The following is a 19,469-nucleotide window of genomic DNA, read 5'->3' on the forward strand; positions in this document are numbered from 1 at the left end:
TCGCCAAGGAGCGGACGCAGGTGGAGCAGGCGTCAGTCGGTGGCCGTGGCCGCCGCTGACGCCTGCTGGTTTCCACGCTCCAGGATGCGGCGGAAGGCGTAGTCCGCGATGTCCCGCCCGGCCTGGAGCGCCTTGGTGTCGGCGGTGGTCACGTCCGCGCCGGAGGTGTACCCGGCGATGGTGAAGTAGGCGTAGCGGCCGATGGCGTTGGCCGAGGCGCGGCAGTCCGCCTGGCGGCAGAAGACCGGCACGCCGCCGCCGGCCAGGGAGGCCACATTGGGCCCGGCCTGCTCCTTGGCCCGCTCCGCCGCCGCCTTGGTGTCGAACACGGCGATGCCGACGGTGACCGCCACGCCGTCCTTGGAGTAGGTGGCGCGGAACAGCGAGCGGCAGCCGTTGTTCGTCAGCGCGGGGCCGAGGCGGCCCTGGGCCGCCGTCGCGCAAGCGCTGGTGGCGGCGGTCGCGCCCTTGGTGTACGTGTGGCCGTTCCCGACGGCCTTCTCGCCGGGGAAGAGGGTGGCCGCGCTGAGCGGCGCCTTGTCCCGCTTGGCGCTGGAGAGGATGTCCAGCGGCTTCGGCGGGGCCGGCGGGGCGACGTCGGAGAACGTCGGCTCGGGCGTCGAGGACTCGCTGGGCAGGTCCTGGGGCGCGGGCAGCCGGCTGGCCGAGTTGTCGGAGGACTTCCCCTTGTCGCCGCTGCTGATCACGGCCGTGGCGACGATCGCCCCGATCGCGGCCGTCGCCAGCACGCCGCCGCCGATGAACAGCAGCTTGCGTCGGCGGCCGCGCCGCGCGGTGTCGTCGGCGAGCGCCGCCCAGTCCGGCGTCGGCGGCTGGGATCCCCCGGGCCCGTACGGCCCCCCTTGCCCAAAGCTCATGGCGCGCATTTTAGACCGGGTGGGTGAGGAACCGGCCCGTTCGGGGCCGGTTCGGGTGGCTCGGAGGTCACGATTCGGTGGGTGACGCTGTGTGTCCGGGGCGTGGCCGGGGCGTGAGTGGGGTGGCAGCGCGGCGGGCCGGGGCCGGGGGGCGTTTTGACCCGTCCGGGGGCGGGCCGGTATTCTGCCAGTTCGTTATGCGTATTGGCTTGCTCGTTCTCACGTGAGAGGCCGTTACGCCGGTCCACCGGGCCGATGACCAGCGGCAGGCACTCGGTTTGCGTCACCGACGTGCGGCCAAGGCTGTCGTGATCGTCCGTGGTGGCCTTGTCAGGACCACACTCACTGAAGAAGCGAAGGCTACGACCGTGCGTACGTACAGCCCCAAGCCCGGCGACGTCCAGCGTCAGTGGCACGTCATCGACGCCACCGACGTCGTCCTGGGCCGCCTGGCCTCTCAGGCCGCCACCCTTCTCCGGGGCAAGCACAAGCCGGTGTACGCGCCGCATGTCGACGCTGGTGACTTCGTCATCATCATCAACGCCGACAAGGTGCACCTCTCCGGCAACAAGCGGACCCAGAAGATGGCGTACCGCCACTCCGGCTACCCGGGTGGTCTGCGTTCCATCCGCTACGACGAGCTGCTCGAGAAGAGCCCGGAGAAGGCCGTCGAGAAGGCCATCAAGGGCATGCTCCCGAAGAACACCCTGGGCCGCCAGATGCTCTCGAAGCTGAAGGTCTACGCGGGTGACCAGCACCCGCACGGCGCTCAGCAGCCGGTTCCGTTCGAGATCACCCAGGTCGCGCAGTAGTCCGGCCACCCACTGAGACTGAAGAGAATCTGAGGAGCATCGTGGCCGAGACCACCGCCGAGACCCCCCTCGACGTCGAGGAGTACACCACCGAGAGCGTGGAGACGATCGAGTCGGAGTACACCTCCGAGTCGCTCGCTTCCCGCTTCGGCGAGCCCCAGCCGGCCGCCGGCACCGGGCGCCGCAAGAACGCCATCGCCCGCGTCCGCATCGTGCCGGGCAGCGGCCAGTGGAAGATCAACGGTCGCACCCTTGAGGACTACTTCCCCAACAAGGTGCACCAGCAGGAAGTCAACGAGCCCTTCAAGGTGCTCGAGCTGGACGACCGCTACGACGTCATCGCCCGCATCGCGGGCGGCGGCGTCTCCGGTCAGGCCGGTGCGCTGCGCCTGGGCATCGCCCGCGCGCTGAACGAGGCGGACGTGGACAACAACCGCGGCCCGCTGAAGAAGGCCGGCTTCCTGACCCGTGACGACCGCGCCACCGAGCGCAAGAAGGCCGGTCTGAAGAAGGCCCGCAAGGCGCCGCAGTACAGCAAGCGCTGATCGCGCGGCCTCGCTGCTCATACGGCGGCTTCGCCCGCTGTTCGAACGCCCCGGCGGCACCACACGTGCCGCCGGGGCGTTCGGCTATCGGCACCCGGGGGCGTATACCTTCAAGCAAGCTGCCGACCCCCGGCTCGTAATCTCGGAGGACACCAGTGGGACGACTCTTCGGTACGGACGGTGTGCGCGGTGTCGCCAACGCCGACCTGACGGCTGAGATGGCGCTCGGCCTGTCGGTCGCGGCGGCGCATGTGCTCGCCGAAGCGGGAACCTTCGAAGGCCATCGGCCGGTGGCGGTGGTCGGGAGGGATCCGCGCGCGTCCGGGGAGTTCCTGGAGGCCGCCGTGGTGGCCGGGCTGGCGAGCGCGGGCGTGGACGTGCTGCGGGTGGGCGTGCTGCCGACGCCCGCCGTGGCGTACCTGACCGGCGCGCTCGACGCGGACCTGGGCGTGATGCTGTCCGCCAGCCACAACCCGATGCCCGACAACGGCATCAAGTTCTTCGCGCGCGGCGGCCACAAGCTCGCGGACGAGCTGGAGGACCGCATCGAGACCACCTACCGCGCGCACGCCTCCGGCGAGCCGTGGGACCGGCCCACCGGCGCGGGTGTGGGCCGAGTGCGTGAATACGGGGAGGGTTTCGACAAGTACGTCGCCCACCTCGTCGGGGTCCTCCCGAACCGGCTCGACGGGCTGAAGGTCGTCGTCGACGGGGCGCACGGCGCGGCCTCCCGGGTCTCCCCGGAGGCGTTCAACCGGGCCGGCGCCGAGGTCATCACCATCGGCACCGATCCCGACGGGCTCAACATCAACGACGGCTACGGCTCCACCCACCTGGACCGGCTCAAGGCCGCCGTCCTCGAGCACGGGGCCGACCTGGGCATCGCCCATGACGGGGACGCCGACCGCTGCCTGGCCGTGGACGCGGCGGGTGAGGAGGTCGACGGCGACCAGATCCTCGCGGTGCTCGCCCTCGCGCTGCGCGAGGCGGGCACCCTGCGCGAGAACACGGTCGTCGGCACCGTGATGTCCAACCTCGGCTTCAAGCTCGCCATGCGCCGCGAGGGCGTCGAGCTGGTCCAGACGGCGGTCGGCGACCGCTATGTGCTGGAGGAGATGAAGGAGCACGGCTACGCCCTCGGCGGCGAGCAGTCCGGCCATGTCATCGTCCTCGACCACGCGACCACCGGCGACGGCACGCTGACCGGCCTGCTGCTGGCCGCGCGGGTGGCCGCCACCGGCCGCACGCTGGCCGACCTCGCCCGCGTCATGGAGCGGCTGCCGCAGGTGCTGATCAACGTGCGCGACGTGGACAAGTCGCGGGTCGCCGCCAGCGCCGAGCTGGCCACGGCGGTGGCGGACGCGGAGCGGGAGCTGGGGGAGACCGGGCGGGTGCTGCTGCGGCCGTCCGGCACCGAGCCCGTCGTACGGGTGATGGTGGAGGCCGCGGACATCGACCAGGCCCGGTCGGTCGCGGGCCGCCTCGCGGACGTGGTGAAGTCGGCGCTGGGCTAGCCCCGGAAACTTGCGGTGAGTATCGGACAGCGACACGCCGACGTAACGGCGTGTCGCTGTCTCGTACTCACCGCAAACCAGCGCCGGACGCCGGGCTACGGGCGCCGGAGCGCCCGCCCGCGCTGCCTGGCCCACAGGAACTTCTGGGCCAGCAGCGTGAGCGTGCCCGCGACCACGATCCCGGCCAGGTTCAGCAGCAGCTGCTCCGTCGAGCCCCACATCTGGTCGATGTCGCCGTAGCCGAGCGCCACCGCCGCGTTGGCCGCCGCCGGCACCGTGGTGACCGAGATCGCCACGCCCACCAGCGCCCCGGACTTCGCCGAAGTCAGCGAGAGGGTGCCGGCGACGCCGGCGAGCAGGGCCACGACGAAGGAGAACATGTCCGGCTTCCAGATGAAGTCGGTGTTCGGGCGCGCCCGCTCCAGCATGTCCTTGTGGAACAGCCCGAAGGCGTCCATCAGCACGCCGAAGCCGGTCGTCAGCGCCATCGCCACCACGAAGCCCGCGACCAGCGCTATCAGCGAGCGGGCGGCGAGCCGCGGGGCCCGCTGCACCAGCGCCGTGGACAGCCCGGCCAGCGGGCCGAACTCCGGGCCCACCGCCATCGCGCCCACGATCAGGATCGCGTTGTCCAGCACCACACCGCAGGCCGCGATCATCGTGGCGAGGACGAGGAAGGCCAGGAAGGTCACGGAGAGCGTGGACTCCTCGTGGGTGGCCTCGGTCAGGTGCTCCCACAGGACGGCGTCCGCGCCCTCGCCCGGGGCCTCCTCCTCCGCCTCGTCGGCGCGCCTGGACAGCGACAGGTCGATGTTCTCCACGGCGATCGAGCCGTCGGTGTCCAGGCCCAGCGCGCGCAGCTCGGCCAGCAGGGTGTCGCCCGCCTCGCGCGCCACGTCGACCAGCACCACGTCCCCCGCCGGGACGCGGGCCACGCCCGGCAGCACCACGAGGTGCGTGGTGCCCACCGTCTTCTCCACGGTGCGCACCACCTCGTCGGTGCGGTCGGCCGGGACGATCAGCCGCAGGTGCAGCACAGGGGTGCTCCCGTTCGTGAGTCAGAGTTTGCGCAGGGACAGCCGCCGGACCTTGTGGTCCGGGCCCTTGCGGAGCACCAGCGTGGCACGGCCCCGGGTGGGCGCGACGTTCTGCTGGAGATTGGGCTTGTTGATGGTGCGCCACATCATGCGCGCGTAGTCCAGCGCCTCCTCCTCGGAGACCTGGGTGTACTTGCGGAAGTACGAGGAGGGGTCCTGGAAGGCCGTCTCGCGCAGCTTGCGGAAGCGGCCCAGGTACCAGCTCTCGATGTCCTCGGTGCGGGCGTCGACGTACACGCTGAAGTCGAAGAAGTCGGCGAGGCCGACGCGGGTGAGCCCGTCCTTGCCGGGCAGCGCGGGCTGGAGCACGTTGAGCCCCTCGACGATCAGGATGTCGGGGCGGCGCACGGTCAGCCGCTCGCCCGGCACGATGTCGTAGATCAGGTGCGAGTAGACGGGCGCCGACACCTCCTCCTTGCCCGCCTTCACATCCGCCACGAACCGGGTCAGCGCCCTGCGGTCGTACGACTCGGGGAAGCCCTTGCGGGACATCAGGCCGCGCCGGTGCAGCTCCGCGTTGGGGTGCAGAAAGCCGTCGGTGGTGATCAGCTCGACGCGCGGGTGCTCGGGCCAGCGGGCCAGCAGCGCCTGCAGCAGCCGGGCGGTGGTGGACTTGCCGACCGCCACGCTGCCCGCCACGCCGATCACGAAGGGCGTGCCGGGCTGGGTGCCGCTGCCCTTCTTGGTGTCCCCGAGGAAGGTGTTGAGCGCGCCGCGCAGCCTGCCGGTGGCGGCCACGTACAGGTTGAGCAGCCGGGACAGCGGGAGGTAGACGTCCCGCACCTCGTCGAGGTCGATGACGTCGCCGAGGCCGCGCAGCCGCTCGACCTCCTCGGCGGTGAGCGGCAGCGGGGTCTTGTCCCGCAGGGCGCTCCACTCGTCGCGGGACAGATCCACGTACGGGCTCGGCTCGGGCCGCCGCGGGGCGCGGGAGGGCTGCGCGGGATGCCGCGGGGGTGCGTCGTGCTCCGGGGGCGGGCCGTGCTGCGTGGGTGAGTCGTGCTCCGAGGGTGAGTCGTGCTCCGGGGGCGCGGGGTGCGCGTCCTGCGCGGGAGACGTGATCATCCTCTCATTGTCGGGGCTCGGCCCGGGGGCGTGGGGCGGGGCGGGGCGTGGGGTCCGTCACGCGTGGAGTGCACCGCGGCCGCCGGATGTGCGGCGGATGTGCGGCGGGCGGCGCAATGGGCGTGGGTGGTGGTCGGCGTGCGCGGCCACGGGCCGTACGCTGCAGTGCATGTGCGGAATCGTTGGTTATGTGGGAGGGCAGTCCGCCCTCGATGTCGTCCTCGCCGGGCTGAAGCGGCTCGAGTACCGGGGCTATGACTCGGCGGGCGTCGCCGTGCTCGCCGACGGTGGGCTGGCCGCCGCCAAGAAGGCCGGCAAGCTCGCCAACCTGGAGAAGGAGCTCGCCGACCGCCCGCTGCCCACCGGCGGCACCGGCATCGGCCACACCCGCTGGGCCACCCACGGCGGCCCGACGGACGCCAACGCCCATCCGCACCTGGACAACGCGGGCCGGGTCTCCGTCGTCCACAACGGCATCATCGAGAACTTCGCCGCGCTCCGCGCCGAGCTGGCCGAGCGCGGCCACGAGCTGGCCTCCGAGACCGACACCGAGGTCGTGGCCCACCTGCTCGCCGAGTCCTTCTCGTCCTGCGGGGACCTGGCCGAGGCGATGCGGCAGGTGTGCCGGCGGCTGGAGGGCGCCTTCACGCTGGTCGCCGTGCACGCGGACGCGCCCGACGTGGTGGTCGGCGCGCGCCGCAACTCGCCGCTGGTCGTCGGCGTCGGCGAGGACGAGGCGTTCCTGGCCTCCGACGTGGCCGCGTTCATCGCCCACACCCGCGAGGCCATCGAGCTCGGCCAGGACCAGGTCGTCGAGGCGCGCCGGGACGGGGTGACGGTCACCGACTTCGAGGGGGCGCCCGCCGACGTCCGCGCGTACCACGTCGACTGGGACGCCTCCGCCGCCGAGAAGGGCGGCTACGACTACTTCATGCTCAAGGAGATCGCCGAGCAGCCGAAGGCCGTCGCCGACACGCTGCTGGGGCGGATCGACGAGGCCGGCAGCCTCACCCTGGACGAGGTCCGGATCCCGGCGTCCGTGCTGCGCGAGGTCGACAAGGTCGTCATCGTGGCCTGCGGCACCGCCTACCACGCCGGGATGATCGCGAAGTACGCCATCGAGCACTGGACCCGGATCCCCTGCGAGACCGAGCTGGCCAGCGAGTTCCGCTACCGCGACCCGATCATGGACCCGCGGACGCTGGTGATCGCCATCTCGCAGTCCGGCGAGACCATGGACACCCTGATGGCGCTGCGGCACGCGCGCGAGCAGGGCGCGAAGGTGCTCGCCATCTGCAACACCAACGGCTCCACGATCCCGCGCGAGTCGGACGCCGTGCTCTACACCCACGCCGGGCCCGAGGTCGCGGTCGCCTCCACCAAGGCGTTCCTCACCCAGCTGGTGGCCTGCTACCTGGTGGCGCTCTACCTGGGGCAGGTGCGCGGCACCAAATGGGGCGACGAGATCCAGTCCGTGATCCGCGAGCTGTCCGAGATCGGCACCCAGGTGGAGCAGGTCCTGGAGACGATGGAGCCGGTACGCGAGCTGGCGCGCACCCTGGCCGACAAGAACACCGTCCTGTTCCTGGGCCGCCACGTCGGCTACCCGGTGGCCCTGGAGGGCGCGCTCAAGCTCAAGGAGCTGGCCTACATGCACGCCGAGGGCTTCGCGGCCGGCGAGCTCAAGCACGGGCCCATCGCGCTGATCGAGGAGGACCTGCCGGTCGTGGTGGTCGTGCCCTCGCCGCGCGGCCGCTCCGTCCTCCACGACAAGATCGTCTCCAACATCCAGGAAATCCGGGCGCGGGGTGCCCGCACCATCGTCATCGCCGAGCGCGGCGACACGACCGTGGCCCCGTACGCGGACCACCTGATCGAGATCCCCGCCACCCCGACCCTGCTGCAGCCCCTGGTCGCGACCGTGCCGCTGCAGGTCTTCGCCTGCGAGCTGGCCACGGCGCGCGGCAACGAGGTCGACCAGCCGCGCAACCTGGCCAAGTCGGTGACCGTGGAGTGACGAGGTGATCATCGGGGTCGGCATCGACGTGGCCGAGATCGACCGCTTCGACGACGCGCTGCGGCGCACGCCGGGGCTGGCGGACCGGCTGTTCGTCGAACGCGAGCTGACCCTGCCGAGCGGCGAGCGGCGCGGGATCGCCTCGCTCGCCGCCCGCTTCGCGGCCAAGGAGGCGCTGGCCAAGGCGCTCGGCGCCCCGGGCGGGCTGCACTGGACCGACGCCGAGGTGCTGACGGAGTCCAGCGGGCAGCCGCGGCTCTCGGTGCGCGGCACGGTGGCGGCCCGGGCGGAGGAGCTGGGCGTACGGGCCTGGCACGTGTCCCTCAGCCATGACGCGGGGGTCGCGTCGGCGGTGGTGATCGCCGAGGGGTGAGCTGCGCGGCTCGTAGGGGCGCGCCGGTGGCCCTACGACAGCCGGTGGGCTCTACGACAGCGTGCCTCGTGGTGCGTGGAGTCCGCCCGTGGGCTCTACGACAGCGTGCCGGCCACCACGGACGCCGCCTTCGCGATCAGCCTGTCGTCGGGCTCGGCGTCCTTGGCGGTGCGGTGGGAGAGGATCGCCATCACGATGGGCGCCTTGTGCGGGGGCCAGACGACGGCGATGTCGTTACGGGCGCCGTAGTAGCTTCCGGTCCCGGTCTTGTCGCCGACCACCCAGCCCTTTGGCACCCCGGCCCTGATGACCGTGTCGCCGGTCTTGTTGGTCCGCAGCCATGTGGTGAGTCGCGCACGTTCGGCCTTGCCGAGGGCGTCCCCGAGCACGAAGGCGCGCAGGTCCTTCGCGAACGCCCGCGGCGTGGTGGTGTCCCGCGTCTCGCCGGGGACCCATCGGCTCAGATACGGCTCGGGGCGATCCATCCGGGTGACGTCATCGCCCATCTCCTCCAGCGCGGCGTCCAGGGCCTTGGGCCCGCCCAGCTCCTTGAGGATGAGGTTGGCGGCGGCGTTGTCGCTGTAGCGGATGGTGGCGTCGCACAGTTCGGCGAGGGTCATGCCGGTGTCGACGTGCTTCTCGGTGACGGGGGAGTTGGGGAGCAGCACGCTCCGGTCATACGTGATCTTCTTGTCCATCCCGCCGAGCGAGACCTTGTCCAGGAGGACACCGCAGGCCAGGGCCTTGAACGTGGAGTTGTAGGCGAAGCGCTCGCCGTCGTTGTACGCCACCTCCCGCCCGGTGCCGGTGTCGATGGCGTAGACGCCCAGGCGCGCGCCGAACTCGCGCTCGAGCTTCTTGAAGTCGCCGACGTACGGCTTCGCGGTCGCACTCGGCTTCCCGGCCGCGCTCGGCTGCGCCGTCTCGGCGGCTGGGGAGCCGTCCTGGCCGCAGGCCGCGAGCGGGACGAGGGTGAGGGTGGTGAGCGCACCGCGAAGGGCGCGCCGGGCGCGGGTGTGCGGCATGGTCAGGTCCTCCTGCGGGGGGTGTGGCTGTGACCGTGCCACTCTCTCCTCGCGCCACCCATGCGATCCAATACGCTTCTGACGACTTCCATGTCGAAGTGACATAAGGGGGCGGGCGTTGTGGATCTCGTGGGGGCGTGCCGCGCGTTCGTCAGCGTCAGTGAGCGCGGCAGCTTCACCGTCGGCGCGGCCGCCGCCCGGATGTCCCAGCCGGTGGCCAGCCGCCGTATCGCGGCTCTGGAGGCACACGTCGGCGAGCCGCTGTTCGAGCGCACCTCGCGGCGTGCCGTCCTCACCCCCTTCGGCCGGGAGATGCTGCCGGCGGCCCGGCAGCTCGTCCTCGCCGCCGACGTACTGCTGCACGAGGCGGAGGCCGCCAAGCGCAAGCCGTGGCGGCTCGCCGTGCCCGGGATCTGCCCCACCGCCGACCTCGCCCGCCTCGTCGCCGACGCACGAGGACTCGGCGTCACCCTGGAACTCCGTGTCGGCCCGCCGCCACGGCGGCTGGAACTCATCCGCTCCCAACAGGTGCGCGCCGCGCTGCTCCCGGTGGCGCGGGACGAGGCGATGTGGACGGTGCCGCTCGGCCTGGCGGGTGCTCAGGACCCCGGCGTGAAGCGGGTCTACCTCGAGACGCTGCGGATGGGCCGGGCCGACCCCGAGCCGGCCCGCCGGGTCTGGATCCAGCCCGAAGACGACGCCCCGCACATCCGCGACCCCCTGACACGGCTGCGCGACGCCGTCGGCCTGCGGCCCGTACAGCTCGCCGTCGCGGACGACCTCACCACCGCCGCGGCGGATGTGCTGTGCTCCCGCGATCTGCTGCTGTGCTCACCCGCGCAGGCCCGGGAACTCGCCCTGAGCTGGCGCCCCATCGGCGAGATCGCGCTCACCCGCGGATACGCCCTCACCGCCGCCGCGCCCGGCGATCCCCACCACCTCCAGGCGCGCCTGGGGGACGCGATCGCGCGCTGCCTCGGCGCGGAGGGGGCGCCCGCATGACCGAGGCGCTGCTGCGCGACCTGCGCGGCCGACTGCGCGACGGCGGTCTGCGCGGCTACCTCCTCGTCCGGGACCTGCACACCGGCGAGGAGCTGGGCATCGACCCGGATGTCCCCCTGCCCTCCGCTTCCCTCGTCAAGGTCCCGCTCGCCCTGGCGACGGCGGAGCGTATCCGGCGCGGCGAGCTGGACGGGGCCACGATGCTCGACGTGCGGCCCGGCGGGATCACCACCCCGGGCCCCACCGGGCTGAGCCGATTCCGCCACCCCGCCCGGATCGCCGTCGACGACCTGCTCTATCTGAGCACCTGCGTGAGCGACAACTCGGCCGCCGACGCGCTGTTCGACCTCACCCCGCCCGCCCGGGTCGCCGGCCTCCTCCACGAGCTCGGCCTGCGCGGCCTCACCGTCCGGCACACCATGCGCGAACTGGGCGACACCCCCGCCGAACGCTTCGACGCCACCCAGGCGCACCTCGCCCACGCCCTCGCCATCGACGCCGGCACCAGTGGCCGCGGCCACCGCCTACCACAGCTCGACACCACCCGCGCCAACACCGGCAGCGCCCGCGCCTGGGTCGAACTGCTCCAGGCCCTGTGGACCCCGTCGAAGATCCACCCGGACGTGGCCGCCCGCCTGCGCGGACTCATGTCCCAGAACGTGATCCGGCACCGCCTCGCCCCGGACTTCAGCTCCGACGCCACCACCTGGTCCTCCAAGACCGGCACCCTCCTCAACCTCCGCCACGAGATCGGCGTCGTCGAGCACTCCGACGGTCAGTCCTTCGCCATCGCCGCCCTCACCGAGTCCCTCGTCCCCGCCGGCACCCAACCCGGCGCCGACGCCCTCATGTCCCAGGCCGCCCGGGCGCTGCGCGACCACCTCCGGCAGATGTGAACGCTGGTCAGTCCGGCGGGCCCGGCGTGCCCGGCGAGAGGGCGAGCAGCGCCGTTCCGTCGGTGATCGACACCAGCTTCACCTCCACGGTGGTGTGCGACCGGAAGCCGAAGGCCGAGCCGCCCCCTGGAGACAGGATTTGCTGCGCGCCCCCACCGTGCGGATAGTCGACGCGGTAGGTGAGGGTGTCCGAGCCGACCGCCACCACGGTCATCTCGGGGTAGTAGAACTTCGTGGTGTCGAGCCGAATCGTCACGGGCTTCGACAACTTAAGCGTGCAGTATCCGTCGAAACAGTCCTTGGGGTTTGCCGTTGGGGGCGCGGAGGTGCGCGTGGTGGGGCTCGGGGAGGGGGTGCGCGCGGGGGTGCTCGTCCTGGAGGGCACGCTCTTGGACGGGCGGACGGACGACGGCGTGCCCGAGGCGCTCGGCCGCGCGGTGGGAGGGCTGTCCGCCGAGGAGCCGCAGCCGACCAGAAGCAGGAGAAGTGGCGTGACGGAGGCCAGAAGACGGCGCATGTCGTGTTCCTTCGGCTCATAGGCGGTCCAGACGGTTCTCCTGGACGCGCCAGGAAGGCCCACACCGTACGGTCGCCCGGCCGGGACCCCTCCCGACGGCGGCCGGCCGATCCGTCAATCGGTCATAAGGCTTCGCCCGGGTCTTCGTCTTCGTTGCGGCCGGGCAGCCGCCTGCCTCTGCTCTCGGCCACCCGCAGCGCGTCGCACAGCGCCTCGCACAGCCGCTGCGCGAGGAAGCGCAGCTCTCCGGCGTTCGCCTTGCGGTCGTCCAGCAGGGCGTGGGCGTGGCCGAGGAGTTCCGTTCCCATGGACAGTTGCAGTGCCTCGATCTGGTCCGCCCGTCGGTTCAGGGGACTGTCGCCGCTGTCCGAGGAAAGGTAACAGGGCCTGCCCTCCGGATCAGACCAGGGCAGCAGGCGGAGACCGGTCATCGGGCGCATACGGGGGCCTCCGTGACCCGGCGCCGACGGATCGCATGGGCGGCGGAAACCGTACTCACTCGTTCGAGGGCACGGGCCATAAGGTGGTTCATGTTCATCAGCTCCCATTAGCTGGTGGGCCACGCCCCCGGACGTCGCACAACGTCGCGGGGGTCTTGCACGCTGCCCATTAGTGCAGTGCCTCGTCGGGGGTGATGGGCCGTTCTCGGCCGGACGTTTAGGCGGACGTTTTCTCCTGACGGCGCGTCGGCCGTATCGCTACGCTGAGTGTGCGGTCGTTCGCGTGGGGAGAGGGTCGATGGCGGACAGCGGTGTCAGCGGTGTCAGCAGGCTTGCGGGGCTGCGGAAGGCGGCGGGGTATACCCAGGTGACGTTTGCCGCCGCCTTTGCCCGCGAGGCCGCGCGGCTGGGCATCGACGCCTCGGTGAGCGTCCGCCAACTCCGGCGGTGGGAAGGCGAGTCCCCGCCGCCCTTGCCGCATCCGGGCCAGCAGGCAGTGCTGGAAGCGATGTTCGGACTTCCGCTTGCGGAGATGGGGTTCGACGTTCCTCCGCATCGGCGTTCGACGATCGAGAGGATCGGCGACGATGGGGAGGTGAAGCGTCGAGCGTTCGTTACGGGTTCGGGGGTTATCGCCGCCGCGACGGTGCTCCCCGAGCAGCACGGTCCGCGTGTCGGTGCCAGTGAGGTGGCGGCGTTACGCACCCGGCTCGTCGACCTCTATGCGGTGGATCACCGCTCCGGGGGCATTCCCGCCAAGGCGCGCGCCCAGCAGTTGGAGCAGGAGATCACGCAGGTGCTGAGCCGCAGCGTCTATACGAGCCGAGTGGGCCGTGACCTTCAGGCCATGCTTTCCGAACTGCACAGCAACCAAGCCTGGTACGGCTATGACAGCGGGCCGCTCGGGCAGGCACGCACCGCCGCCGTGGAGGCATTGACAGCCGCCCAGCTCATTGATGACGGTCTCTTGCAGCTATCGGCGCTGGAAACGCTCGTGTTGATTGACATCAAAGCGGACCGGTTATGGGAAGCCGCGTCAGCGGTCGAGCATGCGTATGGCGTCGCCGGTAGAAACGGTGCGGGGCCGACCGTGCACCTCGTGATCGCTCTTCGTGAGGCCAACGTGGCCACGTATGCCGGGGACACCACCGCCGCCTGTCGGGCACTCAGCCGCGCGCTCTCATACCAGGGCCGCGCCGACACGGACGTAGACGTGCCGGACTGGGCCCGGTTCGCCGGTCCGATCGAGATCGACTACGCAACAGCGGACATGTACGTGAGGGCAGGCGAACCTCGGCGCGCCGTGCCATTTCTGCGCGCCGCTGTCGATGGACTGGCCGGCGGCTATGCCCGCAACACGGCCTGGTATCGGTCGAAGCTCGCATGCACGCTCCTTGACGCGGGGGAGGTGGAGGAGGCGTGCGCGGAGATGGGTGGTGTGCTGGACGCCTATGGGGAGATCAAATCTGATCGCCTGACACATCGAGTGGACGCCTTCCGCGAGACCGTCACGGCCATCGACACGGCCGTGACGCGTGACATGTCCGTCCGCATCCGTGAGGCCACACAAGGAGGCTGCTCATGACCGTGTCAGAGGCGATCGCTGTCGAGCACATGGACGGCCCGGCTGCCGCAAAGGCCGAGGCGGAGTTCAGGCTCGTCTACGCGGAAGTCTTCGCGGAGGAGCCGTACGCGGAGACCCCTGAATCGGTCGAGGCGAACTTCCGGCGGTTCCGTTCCCAGGTCCGCAAGGCGACCTTCCGGGGCGCCCTCGCCCGTACGGCCGACGGCGAGCCCGTCGGCATCGCCTACGGCTACCCGCTCAGCCCGAGCACCGGCTGGTGGGACCGGCTGATCACGCCGGTGAGCGAGGAGCTGCGCCGTGAGGACGGCCGCCGGACGTTCGGGCTGATGGAGCTGGCCGTACGCGCGCCCTGGCGCCGTCTGGGGGTGGCTCGGCGGCTGCATGAGGCCGTCCTGGACGGCACCACCGCCGAGCGCGTGCTGCTGAACGCACGGCCGGACGTGGAGGCCGCGCAGGCCGCGTACCGGTCGTGGGGGTACCGCAAGGTGGGCGAGGCCCACCCGTGGGACGGCGCCGCCCTGCACGACGTGATGGTCCTCGATCTGGGGGCCGTGAGGGGGTAGGCCCGCGGCGCTTACCCCAGCACGTCCCGCCACACCTCGGGCAGGGCCGCCGCCACGTCGTGGGCCGCGATGGGCGCGCCGGAGGGGGCCGTGGCGTGGCGGGCGGCGAGGCCGTGGAGGTAGGCGCCGACGGAGGCGGCGTCGTGGGTGGACAGGCCCGCGGCGAGGAGGGAGCCGGTGAGGCCGGAGAGGACGTCGCCGCTGCCGGCCGTGGCGAGCCAGCCGGTGCCGGTGGGGTTGACACGTACGGGGCCGGGGCCCGGGCCGGGGCAGATGAGTGTCGTGGAGCCCTTGAGGAGGACGGTCGCGCCGTAGCGCTCGGCGAGGGTACGGACGTGGGCGAGACGGCTCTGCTCGACCTGCTCGCGCGGGACGCCGAGCAGCGCGGCGGCCTCCCCGGCGTGCGGGGTGAGGAGCGTGGCGGCGTTGCGGGAGCGCAGGTCGCCGGGGGAGAGGAGACGGAGGCCGTCGGCGTCGACGAGGACCGGGACGTCGGAGGCGAGGACGTCGTCGAGGGACTGGCGGGCGGCCGCGTCGTCGCCGAGGCCGGGGCCGACCACCCACGCCTGGACGCGGCCCGCCTTGTGGGGCGGCCCGGAGTGGACGAGGGTCTCGGGGAAGCGCGCGATGACCGCGTCGGCCGCCGGGCCCACGTAGCGGACCGCGCCCGCCCCGCCGCGCAGGGCGCCCGCGACGGCCAGGACCGCGGCGCCGGGGTAGCGGGCCGAGCCGGCCACCACGCCGACGACGCCCCGCCGGTACTTGTCGCTCTCCACGCCGGGGCGGGGCAGGAGGGCCGCCACGTCGCCGTGTTGCAGGGCCTCGACGTCGGGGACGGACGGCAGGTGGGGGGCCAGGCCGATGTCGATCAGGCGCAGCGCGCCCGCGTGCTCGCGGGCGGGGTCGATGAGCAGCCCGGGCTTGTAGGTGCCGAAGGTGACGGTCGCGTCGGCGCGTACGGCGGGGCCGCGCACCTCGCCGGTGTCGGCGTCCACCCCGCTGGGCAGGTCCACGGCGACCACGGCGCCGCGCACGGCCCCGATCAGCCGCTCGGCCTCCGGCCGCAGGCCGCCCCTGCCGCCGATGCCGACGATTCCGTCCAGGACCAGATCGGCCCGGGCCAGGGCCGTCTCGGCGGAATCAGAAGCGGAGGAGGCGGGGATCGCGCGGCCGCCCGCGGCCCGCAGCGCCCGCAGCCCGCCCGCGTGCGCGCGGTCGGGAGCCAGCAGTACGGCGGTGACCCCGGCCCCGCGGCGGGCCAGCCGGGCCCCGGCGTAGAGGGCGTCGCCGCCGTTGTCGCCGCTGCCCACCAGGAGGGCCACCCGGGCCCCGTAGACGCGGCCCAGCAGCCGGGCGCAGGCCGCCGCCAGGCCCGCGGCCGCGCGCTGCATGAGCGCTCCTTCGGGCAGCCGTGCCATCAAGTCCCGCTCCGCGGCCCGTACGGTCTCGACGCTGTAGGCAATCCTCATGGCGACCAGTCTCCCGGACATGCCCCGGAGGCCGTACGGAAGCACACGCTCCATGCGCGGGGCGGGCCTGAGACACTGACGCTGATGAACGAGACACCGATGCGCGCCCGTGCCGTGGTCGATCTGGCCGCCCTGCGGGCCAATGTGCGCGCGCTGCGCGCGGCGGCCCCCCGGGCCGAGCTGATGGCCGTGGTCAAGTCGGACGGCTACGGCCACGGCGCGCTCCCGTGCGCCCGCGCCGCGCGCGAGGCGGGCGCGAGCTGGCTGGGCACGGCCACGCCCGAGGAGGCGCTGGCGCTGCGCGCCGCGGGGGACACGGGCCGGGTGCTGTGCTGGCTGTGGACGCCGGGCGGCCCGTGGCGGGAGGCGATCGAGGCGGACGTCGACGTGTCGCTGAGCGGGATGTGGGCGCTGCGGGAGGCCGTCGCCGCGGCCCGCGCGTGCGGGCGCGCCGCACGCGTGCACCTGAAGGCGGACACCGGGCTGGGCCGCAACGGCTGCCAGCCCGAGGACTGGGCGGAACTCGTCGCCGCCGCGCGCGCCGCCGAGGCGGAGGGCACGGTCCGGGTGGCCGGCCTGTGGTCGCACTTCGCGTGCGCGGACGAGCCGGGGCACCCCTCGATCGCCGCCCAGCTCGAGGTGTTCCGGGCGCTGGTGGCCCAGGCGGAGCAGGCGGGGATCCGCCCGGAGGTGCGGCACATCGCCAACTCCCCGGCGACCCTGACCCTGCCCGAGTCGCACTTCGACCTCGTACGGACCGGGATCGCGATGTACGGGATCTCGCCGAGCCCCGAGCTCGGCCACCCCGCCGACTTCGGCCTGCGGCCCGCCATGACGCTGTCCGCCTCGCTGGCCTCGGTCAAGCGGGTGCCGGGCGGACACGGCGTGTCGTACGGACACCGCTACGTCACCCCCGGCCCGACCACCCTGGCGCTGGTGCCGGTGGGCTACGCCGACGGGATTCCGCGGCACGCCTCGGGGACCGGCCCGGTGCTGGTCGCCGGCAAGTGGCGGACGGTGGCGGGCACGGTGGCGATGGACCAGTTCGTGGTGGACCTCGGCGGCGACAGCGCGGCGCCGGGGGACGAGGCGGTGCTGTTCGGGCCCGGTGACCGGGGCGAGCCGACCGCGGAGGACTGGGCGCGGGCGGTCGGCACGATCGCGTACGAAATCGTCACGCGGATCGGCACCCGCGTCCCGCGCGTTTATGTCGGTCACCCTGAGGGCACAGGGAACTGACCATGGAAGGCGACAGCACGGCAGAGACGGCGGTCCGCGTGGCGGCGGGGGCGACGGCCGTGGGGTGGCGTCGCGGCGCGGGGTTCGCGGGTGTCGCGATCGGCGTCATCGCGGCCGGCGCGGCCATGGGGGTCGGGCTCGAGCGGCTGACCGTGGGCCGGGGGGTACGGCGCAAGGCGCGGCTGGAACTGGACGCCGCGGGCCCGTTCGGCACGCTGCGCGGCACCCCCGGCACGGCGCTCGCCGACGACGGCACCGAGCTGTACTACGAGGTCGAGGAGATACAGCCGCAGGCGCCCGCGCGCCGCAAGCGGCTGTTCGGGCGGCGCACGCCCGCCCCGGTCACCGTCATCTTCAGCCATGGCTACTGCCTGGCCCAGGACTCCTGGCACTTCCAGCGGGCGGTGCTGCGCGGGGCGGTCCGCGCCGTCTACTGGGACCAGCGGTGCCACGGCAGGTCCGCGCGCGGCTGCGCCCAGATGGAGGGCACCCAGGTCACCATCGACCAGCTCGGCCGCGATCTCAAGGCCGTGATCGACGCGGCCGCGCCCGAGGGGCCGCTGGTGCTGGTGGGCCACTCCATGGGCGGCATGACGATGATGGCGCTGGCCGCGCAGTACCCGGAGCTGGTGCACGAGCGGGTGATCGGCGCGGCCTTCATCGGTACGTCGGCGGGCAAGCTCAGCGAGGTCAGCTTCGGCCTGCCGGTGGTCGGGGTGAACGCGGTGCGGCGGCTGCTGCCAGGGCTGCTGAAGGCGCTGGGCTGGCAGGCGGAGCTGGTGGAGAAGGGGCGGCGGGCCACCGCCGACCTGTTCGCGGGCGTGATCAAGCGCTATTCGTTCGGGTCGAAGGACGTGGACCCGGGGGTCGCGCGGTTCGCGGAGCGGCTGATCGAGGCGACGCCGATCGACGTGGTCGCCGAGTTCTACCCGGCCTTCGTCGAGCACGACAAGGCGGAGGCGCTGCCGGTCTTCGACGGGCTGCCGGTGCTGGTGCTGGCGGGCGACAAGGACCTCATCACGCCCATGGAGCACAGCGAGGCCATTTCGGAGGCGCTGCCCGGCGCGGGGCTGGTGATCGTCGAGGAGGCCGGGCACCTGGTGATGCTGGAGCACCCCGAAGTGGTGAACGGACATCTGATCGACCTGCTGGCGGAGGCGGCCGGTACGGACAGCCCGCGGGCGACGGCGGACGGGGACGGGCGGCGGCGCTCGGCGCGCGGGTAAGGGCTCTCGGTGTGGCCCGCGGGCGCTTGGCCCGCGGGCGAGACCCGGCCCCGTAACATCGGCGGGTGTGACTCCGCTCCCCAACCTCAAGGAGGGGGCTTCCAACCCGTAGGTTGCGGTCCAGCCCGGACCGATCCCTTGCGAGATACGCGAAAATTAGCACAGGCCAGGGAAGTGATTCCCCCACTGGCTGAAGCCGGTGGTCCCCTCGTCAGGAGACTGATGCACACCCCGCACACCGTCGCCACCCGTCTCACCGTCACCTCCCCCGAGCAGATGCGGGACCTGGGGCGCAGGCTCGCGAAACTGCTGCGCCCCGGTGACCTCGTGCTGCTCACCGGAGAGCTGGGCGCGGGCAAGACCACGCTGACCCGGGGCCTGGGGGAGGGGCTGGGGGTGCGCGGCGCGGTCACCTCGCCGACGTTCGTGATCGCCCGGGTCCATCCGTCGCTGGGCGACGGCCCGCCGCTGGTGCACGTGGACGCCTACCGGCTGGGCGGGGGGCTGGACGAGATGGAGGACCTGGACCTCGATGTGTCGCTGCCGGATTCGGTGGTGGCCGTGGAGTGGGGCGAGGGGAAGGTCGAGGGGCTCGCGGAGGACCGGCTGCACGTCGTCATCGAGCGGACGGTCGGCGAGCAGGCAGGTGGCGAGCGGACGGCCGGGGGGCAGGCGGATGGCGAGCAGCCGGCCGGGGAGCAGGCCGCCGCGCCCGAGGAGGACGTCCGGGGGGTCGTCGTGACCGGCGTCGGGCCGCGTTGGGCGGGGGAGGATCTGGCCTCGCTGGCGGGCTGAGACCCGCTCGGCGGGGTGAGATTCCGACAAGGCGTCGGCAAAATGTTGCGCGAGGGGCATCCTCCGTGGTCACATGGGAAGGCAGGGCAGGTTAGGTGTGCCTAACTTGGCGGCCTGCTCGACTGCCCCAGGACCCTTAGGAGGCATCCATGCCGTCCCGAGAGCCCGCTGCCGAGGCGGCCCGGCGCGATGACCGGCCCCCGTCGATGACGGAGCTGCTGGCCGCCTGCGCGGCGGCGAGCGCGGTATCCACCCCGCCCGAATCCACACCCACCTCCGAAGTCACCCCGCCCGAATCCCCCCAATCCGAAGCCGCCGGGCCGGGCGCGACCCCCGCCACACCGGGGGAGCCGGGGGCGGAGGGCGAGCGCCGCCGCAGCGCCGCGTAGGGGGCCGGGGGCCAGAACGCGG

At 72.7% G+C, this 19,469-nt stretch carries 21 protein-coding genes; 14 read left to right on the forward strand and 7 right to left on the reverse strand.

Annotated elements, in window-relative coordinates; translation table 11 throughout:
• Positions 1–32 precede the first annotated feature (32 nt).
• Entirely contained in the window at positions 33–878 is an 846-nt protein-coding gene (locus BBH68_RS16375; RefSeq protein WP_065963174.1) for a hypothetical protein, read from the reverse strand.
• A gap of 368 nt (positions 879–1,246) precedes the next feature.
• On the opposite strand from BBH68_RS16375, the gene rplM reads away from it, so the two are divergent.
• The 3 genes from rplM (at position 1,247) to glmM (ending at position 3,749) form a co-directional block, all read left to right on the forward strand.
• The gene (gene rplM / locus BBH68_RS16380) at positions 1,247–1,690 is read left to right on the forward strand and encodes a 50S ribosomal protein L13 (RefSeq protein ID WP_065963056.1); all 444 of its coding nucleotides are present in this window, start codon (positions 1,247–1,249) and stop codon (positions 1,688–1,690) included.
• Positions 1,691–1,731: 41 nt separating this feature from the next.
• Entirely contained in the window at positions 1,732–2,235 is a 504-nt protein-coding gene (rpsI, locus tag BBH68_RS16385; RefSeq protein WP_065963057.1) for a 30S ribosomal protein S9, read from the forward strand.
• A 155-nt stretch (positions 2,236–2,390) separates the two neighbouring features.
• Complete coding sequence (gene glmM / locus BBH68_RS16390; RefSeq protein ID WP_065963059.1) at positions 2,391–3,749, forward strand: phosphoglucosamine mutase; 1,359 nt, start codon at positions 2,391–2,393, stop codon at positions 3,747–3,749.
• Between the two features lie 95 nt (positions 3,750–3,844).
• Here the strand turns inward: glmM and BBH68_RS16395 are convergent, their stop codons facing one another.
• Both BBH68_RS16395 and coaA read right to left on the reverse strand, forming a co-directional pair.
• Positions 3,845–4,786: a DUF389 domain-containing protein gene (locus tag BBH68_RS16395; protein ID WP_065963061.1), complete on the reverse strand. Its 942-nt coding sequence runs from the start codon at positions 4,784–4,786 to the stop codon at positions 3,845–3,847.
• A gap of 21 nt (positions 4,787–4,807) precedes the next feature.
• Positions 4,808–5,911, reverse strand: a complete 1,104-nt coding sequence (coaA, locus tag BBH68_RS16400; RefSeq protein ID WP_076970847.1) for a type I pantothenate kinase — start codon at positions 5,909–5,911, stop codon at positions 4,808–4,810.
• A gap of 169 nt (positions 5,912–6,080) precedes the next feature.
• Here coaA and glmS point away from each other — a divergent pair, with 169 nt between their 5' ends.
• A complete protein-coding gene (glmS, locus tag BBH68_RS16405; RefSeq protein ID WP_065963062.1) occupies positions 6,081–7,928 on the forward strand; it encodes a glutamine--fructose-6-phosphate transaminase (isomerizing) in 1,848 nt (615 codons plus the stop codon).
• 4 nt (positions 7,929–7,932) lie between these two features.
• Complete coding sequence (locus BBH68_RS16410) at positions 7,933–8,301, forward strand: holo-ACP synthase (protein WP_065963064.1); 369 nt, start codon at positions 7,933–7,935, stop codon at positions 8,299–8,301.
• Between the two features lie 95 nt (positions 8,302–8,396).
• Here BBH68_RS16410 and bla read toward each other — a convergent pair whose 3' ends face one another.
• Positions 8,397–9,326 carry a class A beta-lactamase gene (gene bla, locus BBH68_RS16415; protein ID WP_065963066.1) on the reverse strand — a complete coding sequence of 310 codons (930 nt, stop codon included), beginning with the start codon at positions 9,324–9,326 and terminating at the stop codon, positions 8,397–8,399.
• Between the two features lie 120 nt (positions 9,327–9,446).
• On the opposite strand from bla, the gene BBH68_RS16420 reads away from it, so the two are divergent.
• The gene (locus tag BBH68_RS16420; RefSeq protein ID WP_065963068.1) at positions 9,447–10,328 is read left to right on the forward strand and encodes a LysR family transcriptional regulator; all 882 of its coding nucleotides are present in this window, start codon (positions 9,447–9,449) and stop codon (positions 10,326–10,328) included.
• On the forward strand, positions 10,325–11,224 hold the full coding sequence (locus BBH68_RS16425) for a serine hydrolase (RefSeq protein ID WP_065963071.1): 900 nt from the start codon (positions 10,325–10,327) through the stop codon (positions 11,222–11,224). The genes BBH68_RS16420 and BBH68_RS16425 overlap by 4 nt, the downstream gene beginning before the upstream one ends.
• 7 nt (positions 11,225–11,231) lie before the next feature.
• Here BBH68_RS16425 and BBH68_RS16430 read toward each other — a convergent pair whose 3' ends face one another.
• Positions 11,232–11,480, reverse strand: coding sequence for a hypothetical protein (locus tag BBH68_RS16430; protein ID WP_065963073.1), 249 nt, complete (start codon positions 11,478–11,480; stop codon positions 11,232–11,234).
• Positions 11,481–11,559: 79 nt separating this feature from the next.
• Between BBH68_RS16430 and BBH68_RS16435 the strand changes: the two genes are divergently transcribed.
• Positions 11,560–11,763, forward strand: coding sequence for a hypothetical protein (locus BBH68_RS16435; protein WP_141713008.1), 204 nt, complete (start codon positions 11,560–11,562; stop codon positions 11,761–11,763).
• Positions 11,764–11,863: 100 nt separating this feature from the next.
• Here the strand turns inward: BBH68_RS16435 and BBH68_RS16440 are convergent, their stop codons facing one another.
• Positions 11,864–12,181, reverse strand: coding sequence for a hypothetical protein (locus tag BBH68_RS16440; protein ID WP_065963076.1), 318 nt, complete (start codon positions 12,179–12,181; stop codon positions 11,864–11,866).
• Between the two features lie 298 nt (positions 12,182–12,479).
• Between BBH68_RS16440 and BBH68_RS16445 the strand changes: the two genes are divergently transcribed.
• Complete coding sequence (locus BBH68_RS16445; protein WP_065963078.1) at positions 12,480–13,766, forward strand: NsdA family TPR-like regulatory protein; 1,287 nt, start codon at positions 12,480–12,482, stop codon at positions 13,764–13,766.
• Positions 13,763–14,329: a GNAT family N-acetyltransferase gene (locus tag BBH68_RS16450; RefSeq protein ID WP_065963080.1), complete on the forward strand. Its 567-nt coding sequence runs from the start codon at positions 13,763–13,765 to the stop codon at positions 14,327–14,329. The genes BBH68_RS16445 and BBH68_RS16450 overlap by 4 nt, the downstream gene beginning before the upstream one ends.
• A gap of 11 nt (positions 14,330–14,340) precedes the next feature.
• On the opposite strand, the gene BBH68_RS16455 is transcribed toward BBH68_RS16450, so the two are convergent.
• Positions 14,341–15,798 carry a bifunctional ADP-dependent NAD(P)H-hydrate dehydratase/NAD(P)H-hydrate epimerase gene (locus BBH68_RS16455; protein ID WP_065963178.1) on the reverse strand — a complete coding sequence of 486 codons (1,458 nt, stop codon included), beginning with the start codon at positions 15,796–15,798 and terminating at the stop codon, positions 14,341–14,343.
• Between the two features lie 84 nt (positions 15,799–15,882).
• Between BBH68_RS16455 and alr the strand changes: the two genes are divergently transcribed.
• From alr to BBH68_RS39390, 4 genes are all read left to right on the forward strand, one after another.
• Entirely contained in the window at positions 15,883–17,037 is a 1,155-nt protein-coding gene (gene alr, locus BBH68_RS16460) for an alanine racemase (protein WP_065963082.1), read from the forward strand.
• A 2-nt stretch (positions 17,038–17,039) separates the two neighbouring features.
• Positions 17,040–18,263 (forward strand): alpha/beta fold hydrolase, encoded by a 1,224-nt coding sequence (locus tag BBH68_RS16465; RefSeq protein WP_065963084.1) that lies wholly within the window; start codon positions 17,040–17,042, stop codon positions 18,261–18,263.
• 222 nt (positions 18,264–18,485) lie between these two features.
• Entirely contained in the window at positions 18,486–19,058 is a 573-nt protein-coding gene (gene tsaE / locus BBH68_RS16470; RefSeq protein ID WP_065963086.1) for a tRNA (adenosine(37)-N6)-threonylcarbamoyltransferase complex ATPase subunit type 1 TsaE, read from the forward strand.
• A gap of 149 nt (positions 19,059–19,207) precedes the next feature.
• On the forward strand, positions 19,208–19,447 hold the full coding sequence (locus BBH68_RS39390) for a hypothetical protein (protein WP_076970845.1): 240 nt from the start codon (positions 19,208–19,210) through the stop codon (positions 19,445–19,447).
• Positions 19,448–19,469 lie beyond the last annotated feature (22 nt).

The sequence above is a fragment of the Streptomyces sparsogenes genome (genome assembly GCF_001704635.1).
GTDB lineage: Bacteria > Actinomycetota > Actinomycetes > Streptomycetales > Streptomycetaceae > Streptomyces > Streptomyces sparsogenes.

Coding starts and splice junctions, on each gene's coding strand:
- BBH68_RS39390 (WP_076970845.1), top strand. CDS start 19,208: ATGCCGTCCCGAGAGCCCGCTGCCGAGGCGGCCCGGCGCGATGACCGG.
- BBH68_RS16465 (WP_065963084.1), top strand. CDS start 17,040: ATGGAAGGCGACAGCACGGCAGAGACGGCGGTCCGCGTGGCGGCGGGG.
- bla (WP_065963066.1), bottom strand. CDS start 9,326: ATGCCGCACACCCGCGCCCGGCGCGCCCTTCGCGGTGCGCTCACCACC.
- BBH68_RS16425 (WP_065963071.1), top strand. CDS start 10,325: ATGACCGAGGCGCTGCTGCGCGACCTGCGCGGCCGACTGCGCGACGGC.
- BBH68_RS16455 (WP_065963178.1), bottom strand. CDS start 15,798: ATGAGGATTGCCTACAGCGTCGAGACCGTACGGGCCGCGGAGCGGGAC.
- BBH68_RS16440 (WP_065963076.1), bottom strand. CDS start 12,181: ATGCGCCCGATGACCGGTCTCCGCCTGCTGCCCTGGTCTGATCCGGAG.
- BBH68_RS16450 (WP_065963080.1), top strand. CDS start 13,763: ATGACCGTGTCAGAGGCGATCGCTGTCGAGCACATGGACGGCCCGGCT.
- BBH68_RS16445 (WP_065963078.1), top strand. CDS start 12,480: ATGGCGGACAGCGGTGTCAGCGGTGTCAGCAGGCTTGCGGGGCTGCGG.
- BBH68_RS16375 (WP_065963174.1), bottom strand. CDS start 878: ATGAGCTTTGGGCAAGGGGGGCCGTACGGGCCCGGGGGATCCCAGCCG.
- glmS (WP_065963062.1), top strand. CDS start 6,081: ATGTGCGGAATCGTTGGTTATGTGGGAGGGCAGTCCGCCCTCGATGTC.
- coaA (WP_076970847.1), bottom strand. CDS start 5,911: ATGATCACGTCTCCCGCGCAGGACGCGCACCCCGCGCCCCCGGAGCAC.
- alr (WP_065963082.1), top strand. CDS start 15,883: ATGAACGAGACACCGATGCGCGCCCGTGCCGTGGTCGATCTGGCCGCC.
- tsaE (WP_065963086.1), top strand. CDS start 18,486: ATGCACACCCCGCACACCGTCGCCACCCGTCTCACCGTCACCTCCCCC.